Genomic DNA, 18,694 nt, shown 5'->3' on the forward strand with positions numbered 1-18,694 from the left:
GATTTCAGCCGCCGGGGCTTTCGTCAAGCTTTGGCACCGCCATCATCAGGTTCCCGGACCATCGGAATCGTCGTTTCTCCTGGCCAGCCGCGCGAAAACCGTCGAAGTGCGCAGGAGCGCGGTGAAGCGGCCGCGCCTGCCTGCCGGCACACCGGACCGGGCCTGCATGCGGTAAAGGATGACGGCGATGAAGATCGCATAGACCACCGCGCTGAATACAAACAGGGCGCCCGGTCCGAAATATTGCATCGCGGTCGAGGCGGCGAACGGGCCGCCAATGGCGCCGAAGGAATAGAACAGCATCAGCGCCGCGTTGATCAGCACGAACTCGCCCGTGTCGGCGCGATCGTTGGAATGCGCCGCCGACAGCGAATAGAGCGGCATGGCGAAACAGCCGAAGATGAAGATGAGGATGAAGTTGAGCGCCGGATTGCTGCCGGCGATGAACACCAGCGCCAGCGCCGAAAACATCGCACAGCAGGTCGTCATCAGCAGCACCCGGCGCCGGTCCCAGCGGTCGGAGAGGTAACCCAGCGGATACTGGATGATGGCGCCGCCGAAAATGCCGACGCTGACGAAGGTGACGACATCGGCGACCGACATGCCGATCTGCTCGGCGTAGACCGGCGACAGGGTGCGAAAGGCGCTGTTGGTGACGCCGACGGCGACGCAGCCGAAGCAGCCCAGCGGCGAAATCCGCCAGACGCGCGCCAGGTCGAGCTTGACCTCTTCGGGTGGTGCCGGGTTGGAGCGGTCGCCGAGCGACACCGGCACCAGCGACAAGGTGATCATCATCGACATGATGGCGAATATGGCGAAACCGCCGGCGCCGAAGACCGGGATCAGGAACTGGGCTGATGTCACCGAACCGATGTCGACCATCCGGTAGATCGCCAGCACGCGTGCCCGATCGTGATTGCCGACGCCGGAATTCAGCCAGCTTTCGACGATGGTGAACAGCCCGGCGAAGCAGAAGCCGCCGGCAAGGCGCACCGCGCACCACATCACCGGATCGATGACCAGCACCAGAAGCAAGGTGCCCACCGAGGCGATCGCCGCCAGCGCCGAAAACGCCCTGATATGGCCAACCGCCTTCATGATGCGGGTGATGGCCAGGCAGCCGAGCAGGAAGCCGGCAAAGTAGAAGGTGCCCATCAGGCCGATGTCGGAAGCCGAAAACCCTTCCTGCGCGCCGCGCAGCGCGATCAGCGTGCTCTGCAGCCCATTGCCGCCGAGCAAAATGCCGGCGGCGAGAAGGAGCGGGATCATCGGGCGGATGGAGGACATGAAGAGGCGATCACGTGTCGGTGATCCCTTCTTGGACCATCACCCTGGCCAACGCCAGCAGCAATTCCCTGCGCCAACAGGGATGATCGCTATATTTGCCTGGATTCGTTTCCGCGTTTTGCTTGGTCAGCGCTCAAGGCTGCCGGCGACGTGACTGCCGATCGTCGGGCCACAGGCTGAGCCGCTCGGCTGCTCCCGTTGCGATGCCTATGCCTGCGAGGACTGCCACCAGCCCGACAATCAGGTTCGCGCTTACTTGTTCGCCCAGGAAGACAACACCAAAGATCGATGCCGTCACCGGATTAACCGCAACGGAGACGGCAACCAGTGTCGGCGACGCGCGCTCGAGCGCGAATGCCCAGAGGAAGAAAATGAAGGCGCCGCAAATTATGGCCAGATATGCGCTTGCGATCCACTGAGGTGCGCTGAGAGTGGCAAGTCGCGCGAAGCCTCCGCTCGAAACCATCAGGACCGATAGGCAGACCGCGCCTACGCCCATGCCAAACGCCACGAATGGGATTGGCGCGGTGCGGGATAGAAATGGTTTCGACCAGACGTTGTAGAGCGCCATGCAGAAAGCGGCCGCGACCATGAGAAGATCTCCGCGCCAGGCATCTGGGGGAGCAGTCGTCAGGCTCGTGCCGAGCGCTACGGCCACCCCTGCCATTGCGATCAGGACACCGACGATCTTGCGGATGGTCGGCGGCTCGATCCTCAGAACTGCCGCGGCAAGCATTGTGAGCAGAGGCAGTGTCGAAAGCGCAAGCGCACCTCGCGCGGCCGTCGTGTAGACAAGGGCTCCATTGAAGAGCACCGGAAACAGCCCGAAGAACAGAAGACCCAATGCACCAGTGCCGAGCCAGTCGCTCTTCGGCGGCCACCTGTCTCGTCGCCAGAGAGCTACGGCGGCCAAAACCAGAAAGCCGCCGCCGAACCGGACCGCACCGATAGCGAGAGGATCGAGCGTGCCCGCGAGATATCGCGTTGCGCCAACGGCGGTGCCCCCAAAAGCGCTGGAGAGAATCGCGGCGAGCACTCCTGTGATTTCCATGGTTCCCGACCTTGCTGGCTCGGAACCGGGGATATCGGAAGACGGGCCATAAGGAATCGAATATGCTCAATGAGTTTGATAACATTCCACTATGAGTATCCCGAATCTCGATCCGGACCTTCTGCGGGCCTTTGTCGTCGTTGCCGAGCGACTCTCGTTCACGCGAGCCGCCGAGCAGCTCAATAGAACGCAGGCGGCCGTCAGCTTGCAGGTGAAACGTCTTGAGGAGCGCATCGAGACCATCTTGTTCCGGCGCTCGACAGCCCGCGTTGAACTCACCGCCGCCGGGGAGGGCTTTCTGATCGATGCCCGCCGCCTTGTTCCGGCGCTCGACAGCCCGCGTTGAACTCACCGCCGCCGGGGAGGGCTTTCTGATCGATGCCCGCCGCATACTTGCTCTCAATGAGCAGGCGATTGCGCGTGTTTCCGGTCAGCAGGTGGCCGGACAGGTTCGCATCGGGGTCATGGAAGATTATGGCACCAAGATCCTGCCGCGCCTCCTTTCTGGCATCGCCGAGCGATTTCCGTTGGTGCAGGTCGAAATGGAGATTGGTCTCACCGCCCGGCTCCTGAAACGGCTTGGGTCGTCGTTCGACGCCGTCATCGCCATGCACCCGGAAGGCACGACCGAGGGGGATCTGATATGCCGCGAAAGGGCGATTTGGGCGGCGGCGGCGACGCGGGCCGTCGAGGAACTCGATCTGCTGCCCGTCGCTCTGTCGAGCCCCGATTGCCTGTTTCGTTCCTGGGCCATTGAGGCGCTCAACAAGGCAGGCCGGCCATGGCGGTTGGCCTATGTCAGCCCGAGCCTCTCAGCCACGGAGGCAATTGTCGAACAGGGCCTGGCGGTCACCGTGGTCAAAGGCAGCATGCTTGCGCCAGGCCTGCGAGATGTCCATCCCGGCCGGCATGTGCCGCCGCTGCCGGGGGCGGAGATACGCCTTCATCATGCCGCAACGTCGTCCGCCAGCGCTGCATTGGTCGTCGAACACCTTGCTCAGCGTCTTCGGCTATCGGCACTGGGCTCGTAGGTCGCCTGGGAAAGCGGAACCGAGATACCAACCCGGGCCACTTACCTTGACAAATCCAACCTCCCATGCGCTTTTCGCGCAAATTTTCAGGCTGAGCTGTGATGCTTCGGCCCCAGCACCCCGGACTTTACCAATGACAATGCACCGTTACCGCAGCCATACCTGTGCCCAGTTGAGGAAGAGCGACGTTGGCTCGACCGTTCGCCTGTCCGGCTGGGTGCATCGCGTGCGCGATCATGGCGGCCTGCTCTTCATCGACCTGCGCGACAATTATGGCCTGACCCAGATCGTCGCAGATCCCGATTCTCCGGCCTTCAAGGTAGCCGAGACGGTGCGCGGCGAGTGGGTCATCCGCGTCGACGGCGAGGTGAAGGCGCGCTTGCCCGAGACCACCAACGCCAATTTGCCGACCGGCGAGATCGAGATTTTCGCCCGCGAGATCGAGGTGCTGTCGGCGGCCAAGGAATTGCCGCTGCCGGTGTTCGGCGAGCCGGACTATCCCGAGGATATCAGGCTGAAATACCGCTTTCTCGACCTGCGCCGCGAGACGCTGCACAAGAACATCATTGCGCGAACGAAAATCATCGCCGAAATGCGCAAGCGCATGGGCGATGTCGGCTTCACCGAATTCTCGACGCCGATCCTCACCGCCTCGTCGCCGGAAGGCGCGCGCGACTTCCTGGTGCCGTCGCGCATCCACCCCGGCACCTTCTACGCGCTGCCGCAGGCGCCGCAGCAGTACAAGCAGCTGATCATGGTGTCGGGCTTCGACCGCTATTTCCAGATCGCGCCCTGCTTCCGCGACGAGGATCCGCGCGCCGATCGTCTGCCCGGCGAATTCTACCAGCTCGACCTCGAAATGAGCTTCGTCGAACAGGACGACGTGCTGTCGACCATGGAGCCGGTCATGCGCGGGGTCTTCGAGACCTTCGCCAACGGCAAGCCGGTGACGCAGAAATTCCAGCGCATCCCCTATGATGTCGCCATGCGCAAGTACGGTTCCGACAAGCCGGACCTGCGCAACCCGATCGAGATGCAGGCCGTTTCCGACCATTTTCGCGATTCCGGCTTCAAGGTGTTCGCCAACATCCTGGCCAACGATCCGAAGGCCGAAGTATGGGGCATTCCGGCCAAGACCGGCGGCAGCCGCGCCTTCTGCGACCGCATGAATTCCTGGGCGCAGGGCGAGGGCCAGCCGGGGCTGGGCTATATCTTCTGGCGCAAGGAGGGCGACAAGCTCGAAGGCGCCGGCCCGCTCGCCAAGAACATCGGCGAGGAGCGCACCGAGGCGATCCGCGCTCAACTCGGCCTTGCCGATGGCGACGCCGCCTTCTTCGTTGCAGGCGATCCGAAGAAATTCGTCTCCTTTGCGGGTGCCGCGCGCACGCGCGCCGGCGAGGAACTGAACCTTGTCGATCGCGAGCGTTTCGAACTGTGCTGGATCGTCGACTTCCCGTTCTTCGAGTGGAACGAGGAAGAGAAGAAGATCGACTTCGCCCACAACCCGTTCTCGATGCCGCAAGGTGGCATCGATGCGCTGAATGGCGAGGACCTGCTCGGCATCAAGGCGTTCCAGTACGATATGGTCTGCAACGGGTTCGAGATCGCCAGCGGCGGTATCCGCAACCATCTGCCCGAAACCATGGTCAAGGCGTTCGAGACGGTCGGGCTGGATCGCGCCACGGTCGAGGAGCGCTTCGGCGGCCTCTATCGTGCCTTCCAGTATGGCGCGCCGCCGCATGGCGGCATGGCCGCCGGTGTCGACCGCGTCGTCATGCTGCTGCTCGGCGCCAAGAACCTGCGTGAGATCACCATGTTCCCGATGAACCAGCAGGCCTACGATCTGTTGATGAACGCACCGTCGGAAGCGAGCCCGCAGCAGCTTCGCGAGCTGGCGCTGCGCGTTGCCGTGCCCAAGAAGGACGCCTGATCGCGCTTCGGGCGATGCCTTAAAGAACCGCCCGAACCGATTCTTTCGATTCGCTGATCCCGACAAAAAAAGCCCGGCATGCCGGGCTTTTCGCATATTGAGATCGCTTCGATCAGTCTTCGTTGGCCTTGACGGTGACGCCGAGCGTCTTCGGCAGGTCGAGCGGGTTGGACATGGCGCCCGCCATGATCAGTGCGAACGGCACGGATGCCGGCGGCTCGGCCGAGATTTCGAGGCTCTTCGGATCGTCGAGGAATTTGCTGACCGCGGCCGTAACCTGCGCCGTCAGTTCCGGATTGTTGAGCTGCGCCATGCCGAACGGCACGATCGCCTTGGCCTGGTTGGCGATGTCCTTGCCGGACATGCCTTGCTGCTTGCCGACATAGTCCAGAACCTTGTTGGTCAGCGAATCGTCGTCGAAGCGGATCGAGGCGCTGTTGAACGAAAGCTGCTGCAACAGGCCGAGCATGGCCATGCCTTGCGCCGAATTGTCGGCGCCTTCAGGCTGTGCCGCCATCTTCTTCTGCATTTCCTGCAGCGACTTGATAAAATCCAGCGTGTAGCCGCCGAGATTGAAGGTCATGCCGAGCGTGCCGGCATTCTCGACCGAGATGTCGTATTTCGACAGTTCCATCTTGCCGTCCGTGGGCTGCCAGGTGCCGGCCATTTCGAGATTGCCCGCGATGTTCTGGTAGCCGAGCGCGTTGATGACTTCCTTGGACTTGGGATCGTCCACCAGCGTCAGGTCGGCGTTGAATTTCTCCGTGGTGGCGGTGAATTCCATTGCCTTGCCGTCCGCCGGCGGCGTGATTTCGATGGCAAGCCCGTCCATCGAGAAGGCGGTCTTGTCGGCGACCTTGACGGTCATGTTCGAGAGTTCGGCGGACTTGTACATCATCAGCGAGCCGAGCGGGCCGGTGGCGCCGTCGGCCGGAACTGTCATGTCATGGATGACGAAGGGGCTGAGGTCGAGGGTGACGCCGTCCTTGCTGTGTGTGAAGGCAGCCGTCGATACGGTGGCGATGTCATAGCCGCCATTTGCCTCGGTCACACCTTCGAGTTTGACGTCGCCGATGGGAAGCGCTTCCTTCTCCGCCGCCGGTTTGATGGCAACGCCCTGCAGCACCATGCTGGTGTTGTCGCCGGTCACGCCGGTCCAGGTGATGTCGACACCTTGTGCGACAAGCGCGGCCTTCAGCCGGTCGGCCACTGCCGTATCCTGTGCGAGGGCCGCATTCAGCGGCAGCGTGAGCAAGAAGGTCGAAAGGGCTAATTTCCTAAGAGTTGAGCGTTTGATTGTCATCGCAAGGTCCCTGAGAGTGTCCTGAAATTGTTTTTCAATTATTTGCGCCATCACCATTCCGTGACGAACTGGACCGGAAAAAGGCGTGTCCCGGCACAATGGTCAAAAATCGCGGTGAAAGGCAAACCTGATCCCGCCGTCTTTGCGCAAACCGGTGAATTTGTCATGAAGAGCCGATAGCCGGATACTCGTCACGCTTGGCCATAGAACCCGCATGTAACAGCCTGATGTTGGCCGACATCCCCCGCGGTGCGGTTTCATGTTGCAGAAGGGCCGGTATCTCTGTCGGGCTCTTGCCGCGAATCACCCGCTCGGCTAGTCCGAGCCCATGGGAAAAAGGCTTTTGCCGCCTGAAAATGGCGGTGGCGATCATATCGAGCCGGTCGATCTGAAGAAGGCGCTGGAAGAGCGCTATCTCGCCTATGCGCTGTCGACCATCATGCACCGGGCGCTGCCCGACGTGCGCGACGGACTGAAGCCGGTCCATCGCCGCATCATGCACGCCATGCGCCTGCTGCGGCTCAACCCCGACCAGGGCTTTGCCAAATGCGCCCGCATCGTCGGCGAGGTGATGGGCAAGTTCCACCCGCATGGCGACCAGTCGATCTATGACGCGCTGGTGCGGTTGGCGCAGGATTTTTCGATGCGCTATCCCCTGGTCGACGGGCAGGGCAATTTCGGCAACATCGACGGTGATAACGCCGCCGCCATGCGCTACACCGAAGCGCGCATGACCGATGTGGCGACCGAACTGTTGTCCGGCATCACCGAGGATGCCGTCGATTATCGGCCGACCTACAATGAAGAAGACGAGGAGCCGGTGGTTTTGCCCGGCGCCTTTCCGAATCTGCTGGCCAACGGCTCGTCCGGCATCGCGGTGGGCATGGCGACATCGATCCCGCCCCACAACGCCGCGGAGCTTTGCGATGCCGCACTTCACCTGATCGAAAACCGGGACGCGCCGGTGGCGAAGCTGATGGACTTTGTCCAGGGGCCGGATTTCCCGACCGGCGGTATCATCGTCGACAGCCGCGCCTCGATCCTCGAAGCCTACGAAACCGGCCGCGGTGGCTTTCGCGTGCGCTCGAAGTGGTTCCAGGAGGACCAGGGCAGGGGTACCTGGAGCATCGTCGTCACCGAAATTCCCTATGGCGTGCAGAAGGCGCGGCTGATCGAGAAGATCGCCGAGCTGCTGATGGCGCGCAAGCTGCCGCTGCTCGAGGACATCAGGGACGAAAGCGCCGAGGACATCCGCGTCGTGCTGGTGCCGAAGAGCCGTTCGGTCGACCCCGGCATCCTGATGGAATCGCTGTTCAAGCTCACCGAACTCGAAAGCCGCTTCCCGCTCAACATGAATGTGCTGTCGCGCGGTAAGGTGCCCAATGTGCTGTCGCTGAAGGGCGTGCTGCAGGAATGGCTCGAGCATCGCCGCGACGTTTTGGTCCGCCGCTCGAAACACCGCCTCGGTGAGATCGAACGGCGCCTGGAAATCCTTGCCGGTTACCTGATCGCCTACCTCAACATCGACGAGGTGATCAGGATCATCCGCGAGGAGGATGAGCCAAAGCAGGTCATGATGGCCCGTTGGTCGCTCACCGACACCCAGGCCGAAGCCATCCTCAACATGCGGCTGCGCGCTTTGCGCAAGCTGGAAGAATTCGAGATCCGCAAGGAATTCGACGGACTGAGCGCCGAGAAGAAGCAGATCGAGGCACTGCTTGCTTCGAACGAGAAGCAGTGGGCGACGATCAAATGGGAAGTCACCAACATCCGCGACAAGTTCGGTCCGGAGACCGAACTCGGCAAGCGCCGCACCCAGTTCGCCGACGCGCCCGAGCATGATCTGACCGACATCGCACATGCCATGATCGAGCGCGAGCCGGTCACCGTCGTCGTCTCGGAAAAGGGCTGGCTGCGGGCGATGAAGGGGCATCTGGCCGATCTCTCGACGCTGACCTTCAAGGAGGGCGACAGCCTCAAGCTCGCCTTCCATGCCCAGACCACCGACAAGGTGCTGGTCTTCACCACCGGCGGCAAATTCTACACCATCGGCGCCGACCGGCTGCCTGGCGGGCGAGGCCATGGCGAGCCGATCCGCATCATCGTCGACATGGACAATGACCAGGACATCGTCACCGCCTTCGTTCACGACCCAAAGCGCAAGCTGCTGCTGGCCTCGCACGACGCCAACGGTTTCATCGTGCCGGAGGAGGAAGTCGTCGCCAACACCCGCAAGGGCAAGCAGGTGATGAACGTCAAGGCGCCGGACGAAGCCAAGCGCTGCATCCCGGTCACCGGTGACCATCTCGCCATCGTCGGCGAGAACCGAAAGATGCTGGTGTTCGCGCTCGCCGAGATTCCGGAGATGGGCCGCGGCAAGGGCGTGCGCCTGCAGAAATACAAGGATGGCGGCCTTCTCGACCTCAAGCCGTTCACGCTGGAGACCGGCCTATCCTGGCAGGATTCGGCCGACCGCACTTTCATCCGGTCGCGTGAGGAACTGACTGAGTGGATCGGCGCTCGCGCCTCAGCCGGACGCATGGTGCCGAAGGGATTCCCGAGGACGGGGAAATTTGGGTAGCGGCAGTTTTCAGGTTTGAAAATCTCAGGCGCTAGCAATCCTTCACACCCCCCTCTGTCCTGCCGGACATCTCCCCCGCAAGGGGGGAGATCGGAAGCTTCGCCCTTTCTGCCCGCTTTTCCAATGTTGGCGATTTGCGAAAGCCGACATGACAGCCAATCTCCCTCCTTGCGGGGGAGATGTCCGGCAGGACAGAGGGGGATGCTGGCCCGCGGCGACGCCAATGGCGCGCGCAGCTCCATCACCATTTGGACTATCGTCACGATTGCTGCACTATATCAGTGCATAGACAGGAGGGGTGTTTGGGAGAGCCAGGCGTTTGAAGGAAGCAAGAATCCAGAAACCGGAACGGCAGCAGCGCCTGTTCGGCCTGTCGACGCCGCTCAGGTCCGCCGTCATCCCGCCGCTGTCGGCGGCGCGCTGGCTGCTGGTGCTGATCGTCGCCGCCGGCGTTTATTTCTTCCACGGCTTCCTGTTTCCGGTGCTGGCGGCGCTCGTCATCGCTTTCGCCAGCTGGCCGCTCTACCGCCGCCTGCTTGTCGCGGTCAGTGGCAACCGCACCATCGCCGCGACCTTAGCCATCCTCTTCATCCTTGCCTTCCTGGTGATCCCGATCGCGCTCGCCGGCACCTATGCGATCAACGAGGTCCGCGAATGGGTCGCCTGGGCGATCGAGACCAACCGTCATGGCGCGGTGACACCGCACTGGATCGTCACGCTGCCTGTCGTGGGCGAGTGGCTGAACCAGCAGTGGACGACCAATTTCGGCCATCCGGGCGGCATTGGTGAACTGATCCAGCTGGTCAGCGGCGCCAATATCGGCAGCATCTATCGCGGTGTGCTGGCGGCTGGCGGCAGCGCGTTCGGGCTGCTGTTGACGCTTTTGTTCATGATGATCGCGCTGTTCTTCGCCTATCGCGACGGCGAGCATTTTGCCGGCCAGGTCGACCGTCTCGGCGAGCGCATCCTGCCGACCAGATGGGAGCGGATCTCGCGCGTCGTGCCGGCAACGATCTCGTCGACGGTGACCGGCATGACGGTCATCGCCATCGGCGAAGGCCTGGTGCTGGGCATTGCCTACTGGCTGGCCGGCGTGCCGTCACCGGTAACACTCGGCGCCCTGACCGGCGTCATGGCGCTGATCCCCGGCGGTGCACCGCTGTCCTTCACGCTGGTCTCGATCTACCTCGCCGCCAGCGGCTCGCCGATGGCCGGGTTGGCGCTGTTCATCTGGGGCGCGGTCGAACTGTTCATCGTCGACAAGACACTGCGCCCGAAGCTCGTCGGCGGGCCGATAAAACTGCCCTTCCTGCCGACGTTTTTCGGCCTGATCGGCGGCGTCAAGACCATGGGATTTCTCGGCCTGTTCATCGGTCCGGTGCTGATGGCGCTGCTGGTCGCGATCTGGCGCGAATGGCTGCGCGAGGTCGAACTGGCCGATGACGTCGCTCCCGATGCCGTGGCCGAGATCGAAGGCGGGCCACCACAGATCGAGATTGTCGCCGAGAAAAAGGCCAGAGTCTGATCTTCAGGATCACAACACGGCTCACCTGGCATCGCGTTTGGGGAGTATCCTGCGCATGTTTTTGCGATTCGTTCGGCCAAGAATCATTGAGGGCACGCAGGCGCGCGAAGGTTTTTTTGCCGCTGCCTACGAATTGCGAGGCCAAACGGATGTTGATCAACACACGTTGGATCGGCTGGAAGATAGTCTTGCCTGGTTTCGACAGAACCTTCCGATACCGCACGTTTCAACCTTTCAAGATCGAAAGGTTTTTACCGGAAACAGACGACCCAGGGAATAAGCTGGTTCAAGCCAACAGCAACTGAACATTTGGCAAGGGCTTATGATCTCGCGGCGTTCCTTGCGCAGCATGGGCATCATGTCGAGGTCATGAAGAGTTCCCGTCTAGGATATGTCGTCTACGAGGACGAATACCAGATCGTTGCAGAGCCTTTTTCAGATACTGCAACGCGTTGAGTGCACTGAGGGTCTGGAACGACGGCTGTCCACCCTCTAAGTCGGGTAAGCGACGGCGAGTGCCGCCCGGCGCTTGCGCCCCTCCTGCAGTTGCCACAGCGAATGGGCGATCAGCGTCACGATCAGGATCCCGCCGCCGACCAGGCTGTTGCGCGTCGGCGTTTCGGCAAAGATCATCCACACCCAGACCGGCGCCAGCACCGTTTCGAGCAGGTAGAACATCGCCACTTCAGGCCCCGAAATGTATTTCGGTCCATTGGCGAGGCAGAAGAACGAGATCGGCATGATGACGGCGCCGTTGAGGATGATCCACCACGGCGCCTCCACCCGAAAGCCGGTCCTGGAAACCATGAACGCCGCCAGCCCGAAAGGCAGGATGACGCCGATCAGCGCGGTAAAGCCCATGTCCTTGCCGCTGGCGCGCGAGATGGTGATGGCGCAAGCGATCAGGAAGGCCGAACACAACGCCATCACGTCGCCGAACAGATTTCCGGTGCCGACGGAATCGCCGACGATGATGGCGACGCCGACGATCATCATTGCCAGTGCCGCAAGGGTCAGCGGCCGCGGCCGCTCCTTCAGGAACACCCACGACAGCAGCGCGGCGAACATGGTGGTGAAGGCCAGGATGAAAACCAGGTTGGCGGTCGAAGTGTTGTAGACGCCGGTGATGAAGGCAATCGCGCCGAGCCCGTAGATCGCGGCAACGATCAGACCAGACCAGCCCGGGACAAGCTGCGGCGCATTCTTGCTGAACGAGCGCCAGATGGTCCACATGATCAGTGCCGCGGCCAAGGTGCAGCCGGTGCGCAGCAGCAAGATTGTCCACGCCTCGCCATGGGCGAGCCGGATCAGCGGGATATCCACGGTCAGCGTCAGCCCGCCAAATGCGGTGAGCAGAAGTCCTTTGGTGTGAGTATCGTGAGACGACATGCAGCGACTTTCACAATGAATTCGGGAGAGGATGGCGGACCGGCGCAATCTCACGCTCTCCGCCAACCAGCGGAAAGACCAGCATCGTCTCGATTGAAAATGTTTAAGCCCGGACTTGGGAAAGACTAATCAGCGCGCGACCGCTTCGTTGGTGTAGCGCTCCCAGCCCTTCGGGCCGAGATGCTCCTGCGGCATGAAGCGCATCTTATAATTCATCTTGCGCGAGCCGTTGACCCAGTAGCCGAGATAGACATGGGGCAGGCCCATCGCCCTGGCGCGGGCGATGTGGTCGAGGATCATGAACGTGCCGAGCGACCGTTCCTCGAAATCGGGATTGAAGTAGGAATAGACCATGGACAGGCCGTCGGCCATCTTGTCGGTGAGCGCCACCGCGATCAGCTCGCCCTGTCCCTTGCCGGTGATGAACGTATCGGGTCCACGCCGCCGGTACTCGATCACCTTGGTGTCGACATGGGTATCCTCGACCATCATCGCATAGTCGAGCACCGTCATGTCGGACATGCCGCCACGGCGGTGGCGGGCGTCGAGATAGCTGCGGAACAGGGAATATTGTTCGGTCGAAGGCTCGGCATTGTGCATGTGGCCGACGAGGTCGGAATTGTGCTGCAGCACGCGCTTCATGTTGCGGCTGGCGACGAATTCCTGGGCGAGGATGCGTACCGAAACACAGGCGCGGCAGGTCTCGCAGGCCGGCCTGTAAGCGATATTCTGCGAGCGCCGGAAGCCGCCTTGCGTCAAGAGGTCGTTCATCTCCGCCGCCTTGTCGCCAACCAGGTGCGTGAACACCTTGCGCTCGAACTGGCCGTCGAGATAGGGGCACGGCGATGGCGCGGTCAGGAAGAACTGCGGCGACTGGGTCGGATGCTGCGTCATCGAGCCTTGGAAACACTCCTTCGAATCGCTCTACCTTTGGCGCGGACGGCGAAAAATTCAACAGGATTGTGTGGGCGTGGTCGACTCGACGCCTTCACATTTGTGCTCAATCAGTTGCGACTGCTCTTCAGAGGGCCGTTTCAGCGGTCGGTGCGGCTGACGACCGTGCCAAGCAAAAGATCGTGCAAGGTGCGCTTGCGGTCGGAAAACAGCGTCACCAGCAGGACGAGCGGCGACAGGATGACATTGCCGGCCCAGAACAGCACCGAATGGACGACCGCGGTGAGGCCGTCGATCGGCCTGCCGTCGAGCCGGTCAAGGCGGATGCCCATCATCTTCATGCCCGTGGTGGCCTGGTCGGTGCTGCCCAGCGTGTTCCAGATGTAGAGGATGGCCACAGTCGGTACCAGGATGCCGAACAGCATCCAGCCAAGCCCGAGGGTCAAAAGCCCGAGGAAGAACACCAGAATGGCAAACGGAATGGTAAGCAGCGCGACGATGACATAGTCGATTACGAAAGCCAGAATGCGCTTCGTGCGCACACCGTCATAGGCCCTGACATCGTCGAGCCTACTGGTGGTGATTTCGCCGTCGAGAACGCGCGCGTCCATGTCATTTCCTCGTAACAGGTCCGACATAGGGTGCGGACCGCTCAGCCATGAAATGGTGAAGGCCTGTGGCGGAATCAAGATCGGGCTTCTTGCGGTGCGCCGGCCTTCAAGGCGCCAGGCGCAATCTGAACCGGTTGAATTTGCGGCGCGGATAGCATTAGCTTGCTGCGGCGCAGCAAAAGCGCACATGGCAGGGGACGGGGCAATATGGACTACGACATGCTGGTCATCGGCAGCGGCCCTTCCGGTCGCCGGGCCGCGGTGCAGTCGGCCAAGCTCGGCAAGTCGGTGCTGGTGGTCGATCGCGGCCGGCGTCTGGGCGGTGTCTCGGTGCATACCGGCACCATCCCGTCGAAAACGCTGCGCGAAACTGTGCTCAACCTTTCGGGTTGGCGTGAGCGCGGCTTCTACGGGCGCGGCTACCGGGCCAAGCAGGATATCTCGGTCGGCGATCTGGTCGAGCGCCTGCACAAGACGCTCGACCATGAGGTCGAGGTGCTGCAGCACCAGTTCATGCGCAACACGGTCAAGAGCGCCCGGGCTGCGGTGAAATTCCTTGGCCCCGACAAGGTCAGCCTGACCACCGACACCGGCGATTACAGCGAGGTCGGTTTTGCCAATGCGCTGATCGCGGTCGGCACAAGGCCGCACCGGCCGCGCGACGTGCCTTTCGACAAGACCCGCGTCTTCGACAGTGACGAGATGCTGGAGCTTGATCGCTTGCCGCGCACGCTGACCGTGATCGGCGCCGGCGTCATCGGGGTCGAATATGCCACGATCTTTTCCGCGCTTGACGTGCCGGTAACCTTGGTCGAGCCGCGCAACTCCATCCTCGATTTCGTCGACCGCGAGATCGTCGACGATTTCATTCACCAGATGCGCGATCGTGGCATGACCATCCGGCTGGGCAGCGCGGTCAAGGAAATCCGCTCCAAGCCTGATGCCGCCGAGGTGGAACTGGCCGATGGCCGCACTATCCGTTCCGAGGTCGTGCTCTACGCCGCCGGTCGCACCGGCAATGTCGGCAGCCTGGGCCTCGATGTGGTCGGTATCGACGCCGATTCCAGGGGCCGTATCAAGGTCGATCCGCATACGTTCCAGACCAGAGTGCCGAACATCTACGCCGCCGGCGACGTCATCGGCTTTCCGAGCCTGGCCTCGACGTCGATGGAGCAGGGCAGGGTGGCCGCCTGCCATGCCTTCGGCGTGCCTTTGCCGCCGCCACCAGAAACATTCCCCTATGGCATCTATGCGGTGCCGGAAATCTCGACGGTTGGCCAGTCCGAGGAACAGGTGCGTGAAAGCGGTGCGGCCTATGAGGTCGGCGTAGCGCGCTTTCGCGAAACCTCGCGCGGCCACATCATGGGCGTCAACACCGGTTTCCTGAAGCTGCTCTTTTCGATCGAAACGCGCCGTCTGCTCGGCGCGCACATCATCGGCGAGGGCGCCACCGAGCTCATCCACATCGGCCAGGCGGTGATCAATCTCGGCGGCACCGTCGACTTCTTCGTCAACAACACCTTCAACTATCCGACGCTTGCCGAAGCCTACAAGATCGCCGGACTGGATGCCTGGAACAGGATGGGACGAGGGTAGGCGGCTGGTCATGCTGGTGAGTCCGTCAACCTGCCTGCGCCGCCGATCCCGGCCGCCATTGCCTGACGATTGCGGCGTCGGCGCTGCCGAATTCATGACCTGACGGGACAATCCTGGCGTCGATCTCGGCGCCATGCCGGCTGAGCAATGTCACCAGAGCAGGGGCGAAAGGCGCATAGGTGAGGTCGGTGGCGCCGGCGATCATCAGCACCCGCACCTTTGACAGATCCGTCGCCGGCACGTCATCGAGCACCGGCATCGGCCGCAGCAGCGCGGCGCGCTCGACAAGGCCCGGATGCAGCAGCATCAGGCTCGAAACCAGATTGGCACCGTTCGAATAGCCGAGGAAAATTGTGCGCGAGAGGTCGAGATGGTGATGTGTGGCCGCGTCGGCGACGAAGCCCGCAAAGGCCTCGGTTTCGGTGCGGATGCTTGCCTGTTCGAAGCGCGTCGGCGTGATGCGCGCGAACCAGCGGAAACCATCCTCCTGGACAACGCGGCCGCGCACCGCGATGAGCGTGGCACGCGGTGCGATCTCTCGCGCCAGCGGCACCAGTGTCGTCTCGTCGACACCCGACCCATGCAGCAGGAAGAGACATTCGCCGGTTGAATCCGCCGGGCTGTAAAGCCGGTAGCTGAAGGCGAGATCACGCCCCAGCGCACCATCTTGTGAGGTCTCTTCGATCATCGCGCATCCTCTTGATTATATGAGGTTTCGCTCAATTTGCCGGCTTCAAAACGCAATATTTTCAAGCTCCGCGAAAGTTGATTGAACCGGGCACATTACAGTCCGTTTCTCCGCCGATAACATTCCTTCGGGAGGAATCGAAGCGGTGCGCCCGGGGGTCGCATTGCCCGGTATGAACAACCAGCTTTGAGGCCTTTTTGTCGATGACCACCCAGATTTCCCCGGACCGCGATGCGCGTGTCCCGGATCGCACTGAGCGCGACACGCGCATAGACGTGCTCCGTGCTCTCGCTTTGCTGACCATCTATGTCGACCATGTGCCAGGTACCGCCTTCGAGTATCTGACCTACAAGAATTTCGGCTTTTCCGATGCGGCGGAAGTCTTCGTACTGATCTCCGGCATCTCGGTCGCACTTGCCTATGGCAGGAAATTCCAACCTGGTAACCGGCTGCTGGCAACGTTGAAGATGTGGCGCCGCGCCGGTGTCCTCTATGCCGCCCACATCGTCACCACCATGGTGGTGATGGCCATCTTCTGCGCGGCGGCAGTGTTCGTCAGGCGGCCGGAGCTTCTGACGATGATCAACATCGAGCCGTTGATCAAGAATACGCCGCAGGTGCTGATCGGCATCGTGACGCTCGGCCACCAACTCGGCTACAACAACATACTGCCCGTCTATGCGGTGCTGCTCTTGCTGACGCCGGTGTTCCTGCTCATTGTCAGCTATCGGCCGGTCTCGGCACTGGTCGCCTCCGGCGCCCTGTGGCTGGTCGCGGGGGTTTATCAAATTGCTCCGCCCAACTATCCCGAGCCCGGCTTCTGGTTTCTCAACCCGTTGTCGTGGCAGTTCCTTTTCAACATCGGCCTGGCAGGCACGCTGCATGTGCGTCGCGGCGGCATCATCCCGGTCAATCGCTGGCTGGTTGGCGCTGCCTTGGCCTACACCGCAACCGCGCTGGTCTGGGTGCACAGCCCGCTTTGGGGGCATATCTCCTGGTTGGGCCTGCCTCCGGTGCTGACCGGCTTCGACAAGACATTTCTGTCGCTGCCGAGGCTGCTGCATATATTGGCGGTGAGCTACCTGATCGTGGCATTCCCCGCCATCTCGAACCTGTTTCGCACCGGGCGCGATCATCCGCTTGCCATATTGGGCAAACGATCGTTGCCGGTTTTCATTGCCGGCACGGTGCTCGCGATGGCGGCGCAGGTGCTGAAGCTGATCAATCCGGGCGGATTTGCCTATGACAGCCTGTTGATATCGGCCGGCATCGTCATGCAGTTCGCGCTTGCCTACTATCTCGAATGGCTTTCGGGACTTGGCTGGTCCGCCAAAAGCAGGCCGGCTCACGCCGCACCGCCCGTCCATGCTGCATCCTTCGCGATGCCGACCATGGCGACAAGAATGGGCCGTTGAGCTTAGGCGGGCGAGGGGCCGGATGAAGCTCGCACCACGAGTTGGACCGGCAGCGATTGCCGGCTGAATGAGCCATCATTTTCAAGGATCGCCTTGACGGCAAGACGGCCCATCTCGGCGATCGGCTGGACGATCGTGGTCAGCGGCGGACTGGAAACCGCTCCTTCCGGAACACCGTCGAAGCCGACGATCGAAACGTCGCCGGGTACCGTGACGCCACGCTGCCGCAGCCAGTCCAATGCATGCAAGGCCATCCTGTCTGACATAGCCAGGATGGCGGTCGGGGTCTCGGCGCCGGCGAAAATATGATCGAGGCCGGCCCGCACGCTTTCCTCGTCATTGACGGTTTCGTAGATCGGCACACGCTCGACGTCGATGTCGACGCGGGAGAGTTCCGCGAAATAGCCACGCAGGCGGTCGCGCGTCCCGGAATAGAGGGCCTTCTCCATCTGCTCCCTTGTGGTGGGGCCGAAGCCGGAGTCCGCGACGGGCAGGGCAAGCACGGCAAAGCGGCGATGTCCGAGTTCGGTCAGGTGGCGGGCCGCCAGGCCAGCCCCGGCGATGTTGTCGACGCCGATCGCTGCAACGGCGTCGTCGTCGTCCGAATCGAGATCGAGCGCGACAAAGGGGAGTTTGCGTTCACGCGCCAGTTCGACCAGCCTTGAACCGCCATCGACGCAAAAGACGATGAAACCGTCGACCAGCGCACTCTGTATGTTCCAGGCAAGCTGTTCGTTGTTGGCTGCGGAGACCAGCGAAATCCCCGCACCGGTCGCGTCGCAAGCCTGCGAGATGCTGGCCATCATCACCCGGGCAAAGGGGTCGTCGAAGAAATAGGAGAGGGGTTCCGCGGTCGCGACACCGATGGCATTGACCTTGCCGGCGCGCAGCAGCCGGCCCTTGGGATCGGGGCCGCCATATCCCATGGCCTCGGCTGCCGCCTTGACCCGCTCGCGGACCTCCTCGCGCACGATCTCCGGACGGGCGAACACGTTGGACGCGGTGCCGTGCGATACGCCGGCTGCCTTGGCGATGTCCGCCAACCGGACCGGTCTTGTCTTTGCAGAGATAAGTGGCGCCATCTTCGTCTCCTGAATTCTTCCCATCTAACACTTTCGTTGGATCGGTTCAAATTTTGACTTGATCGAAGCCTCGATAAGGCCTATGTTTGAATCGATCCAAGGGAATGCCGGTCGTCAGGATTGGATCGATTCAACATCAAGCAGGGAGTTGTGTCATGCATCCCGTCAATTTTCTGTTCGAAGACATTTACCGCAACGACTGGAGCATCTCGTCGAACACCGCGACGCAGAGGCGTCGTGGCAAAGCCGGTCCATGGGTCCGCGAGCTGCGGTTCCTTGTGGAGCGCAAGCGGAGCTGAGCGGGGCGGTTT

16 protein-coding genes are annotated in these 18,694 nt (G+C 62.0%); 8 read left to right on the plus strand and 8 right to left on the minus strand.

The window, feature by feature from the left end:
• Positions 1-45: 45 nt before the first annotated feature.
• Positions 46-1,287 (minus strand): MFS transporter, encoded by a 1,242-nt coding sequence (locus NKJ37_RS19445; protein ID WP_352442525.1) that lies wholly within the window; start codon positions 1,285-1,287, stop codon positions 46-48.
• Between the two features lie 133 nt (positions 1,288-1,420).
• A complete protein-coding gene (locus NKJ37_RS19450; RefSeq protein WP_352774702.1) occupies positions 1,421-2,338 on the minus strand; it encodes a DMT family transporter in 918 nt (305 codons plus the stop codon).
• Between the two features lie 91 nt (positions 2,339-2,429).
• Here NKJ37_RS19450 and NKJ37_RS19455 point away from each other — a divergent pair, with 91 nt between their 5' ends.
• From NKJ37_RS19455 to aspS, 3 genes are all read left to right on the plus strand, one after another.
• Positions 2,430-2,684 carry a LysR family transcriptional regulator gene (locus NKJ37_RS19455; protein WP_352774704.1) on the plus strand — a complete coding sequence of 85 codons (255 nt, stop codon included), beginning with the start codon at positions 2,430-2,432 and terminating at the stop codon, positions 2,682-2,684.
• Positions 2,644-3,369, plus strand: a complete 726-nt coding sequence (locus NKJ37_RS19460; RefSeq protein ID WP_352774706.1) for a LysR substrate-binding domain-containing protein — start codon at positions 2,644-2,646, stop codon at positions 3,367-3,369. The genes NKJ37_RS19455 and NKJ37_RS19460 overlap by 41 nt, the downstream gene beginning before the upstream one ends.
• Positions 3,370-3,508: 139 nt before the next feature.
• Entirely contained in the window at positions 3,509-5,299 is a 1,791-nt protein-coding gene (gene aspS / locus NKJ37_RS19465) for an aspartate--tRNA ligase (RefSeq protein WP_352629822.1), read from the plus strand.
• Positions 5,300-5,411: 112 nt separating this feature from the next.
• Here the strand turns inward: aspS and NKJ37_RS19470 are convergent, their stop codons facing one another.
• Positions 5,412-6,602: an aq_1923 C-terminal domain gene (locus NKJ37_RS19470; protein WP_127267503.1), complete on the minus strand. Its 1,191-nt coding sequence runs from the start codon at positions 6,600-6,602 to the stop codon at positions 5,412-5,414.
• A gap of 328 nt (positions 6,603-6,930) precedes the next feature.
• Here NKJ37_RS19470 and parC point away from each other — a divergent pair, with 328 nt between their 5' ends.
• Entirely contained in the window at positions 6,931-9,183 is a 2,253-nt protein-coding gene (gene parC, locus NKJ37_RS19475; RefSeq protein WP_352774708.1) for a DNA topoisomerase IV subunit A, read from the plus strand.
• A 319-nt stretch (positions 9,184-9,502) separates the two neighbouring features.
• A complete protein-coding gene (locus NKJ37_RS19480; RefSeq protein ID WP_352774710.1) occupies positions 9,503-10,708 on the plus strand; it encodes an AI-2E family transporter in 1,206 nt (401 codons plus the stop codon).
• A 492-nt stretch (positions 10,709-11,200) separates the two neighbouring features.
• Here NKJ37_RS19480 and NKJ37_RS19485 read toward each other — a convergent pair whose 3' ends face one another.
• The 3 genes from NKJ37_RS19485 to NKJ37_RS19495 form a co-directional block, all read right to left on the minus strand.
• Positions 11,201-12,097, minus strand: coding sequence for a DMT family transporter (locus NKJ37_RS19485; protein WP_352774712.1), 897 nt, complete (start codon positions 12,095-12,097; stop codon positions 11,201-11,203).
• A gap of 129 nt (positions 12,098-12,226) precedes the next feature.
• Positions 12,227-12,991 (minus strand): arginyltransferase, encoded by a 765-nt coding sequence (locus NKJ37_RS19490; protein WP_023810205.1) that lies wholly within the window; start codon positions 12,989-12,991, stop codon positions 12,227-12,229.
• A 140-nt stretch (positions 12,992-13,131) separates the two neighbouring features.
• Complete coding sequence (locus NKJ37_RS19495) at positions 13,132-13,602, minus strand: RDD family protein (RefSeq protein WP_352774714.1); 471 nt, start codon at positions 13,600-13,602, stop codon at positions 13,132-13,134.
• Between the two features lie 207 nt (positions 13,603-13,809).
• Here NKJ37_RS19495 and sthA point away from each other — a divergent pair, with 207 nt between their 5' ends.
• Positions 13,810-15,198 (plus strand): Si-specific NAD(P)(+) transhydrogenase, encoded by a 1,389-nt coding sequence (gene sthA / locus NKJ37_RS19500; protein ID WP_352774716.1) that lies wholly within the window; start codon positions 13,810-13,812, stop codon positions 15,196-15,198.
• 25 nt (positions 15,199-15,223) lie between these two features.
• Here the strand turns inward: sthA and NKJ37_RS19505 are convergent, their stop codons facing one another.
• Positions 15,224-15,886, minus strand: a complete 663-nt coding sequence (locus NKJ37_RS19505; protein ID WP_352721243.1) for an alpha/beta hydrolase — start codon at positions 15,884-15,886, stop codon at positions 15,224-15,226.
• Positions 15,887-16,089: 203 nt separating this feature from the next.
• On the opposite strand from NKJ37_RS19505, the gene NKJ37_RS19510 reads away from it, so the two are divergent.
• A complete protein-coding gene (locus tag NKJ37_RS19510; protein ID WP_128305701.1) occupies positions 16,090-17,301 on the plus strand; it encodes an OpgC family protein in 1,212 nt (403 codons plus the stop codon).
• Positions 17,302-17,303: 2 nt separating this feature from the next.
• Here the strand turns inward: NKJ37_RS19510 and NKJ37_RS19515 are convergent, their stop codons facing one another.
• Positions 17,304-18,383: a LacI family DNA-binding transcriptional regulator gene (locus NKJ37_RS19515; RefSeq protein WP_128305702.1), complete on the minus strand. Its 1,080-nt coding sequence runs from the start codon at positions 18,381-18,383 to the stop codon at positions 17,304-17,306.
• Positions 18,384-18,538: 155 nt separating this feature from the next.
• Here NKJ37_RS19515 and NKJ37_RS19520 point away from each other — a divergent pair, with 155 nt between their 5' ends.
• A complete protein-coding gene (locus NKJ37_RS19520) occupies positions 18,539-18,682 on the plus strand; it encodes a hypothetical protein (protein WP_127258133.1) in 144 nt (47 codons plus the stop codon).
• The last annotated feature ends 12 nt before the right edge of the window (positions 18,683-18,694 follow it).

The organism is Mesorhizobium sp. M0140 (assembly GCF_040322475.1).
Classification (GTDB): Bacteria; Pseudomonadota; Alphaproteobacteria; order Rhizobiales; family Rhizobiaceae; genus Mesorhizobium.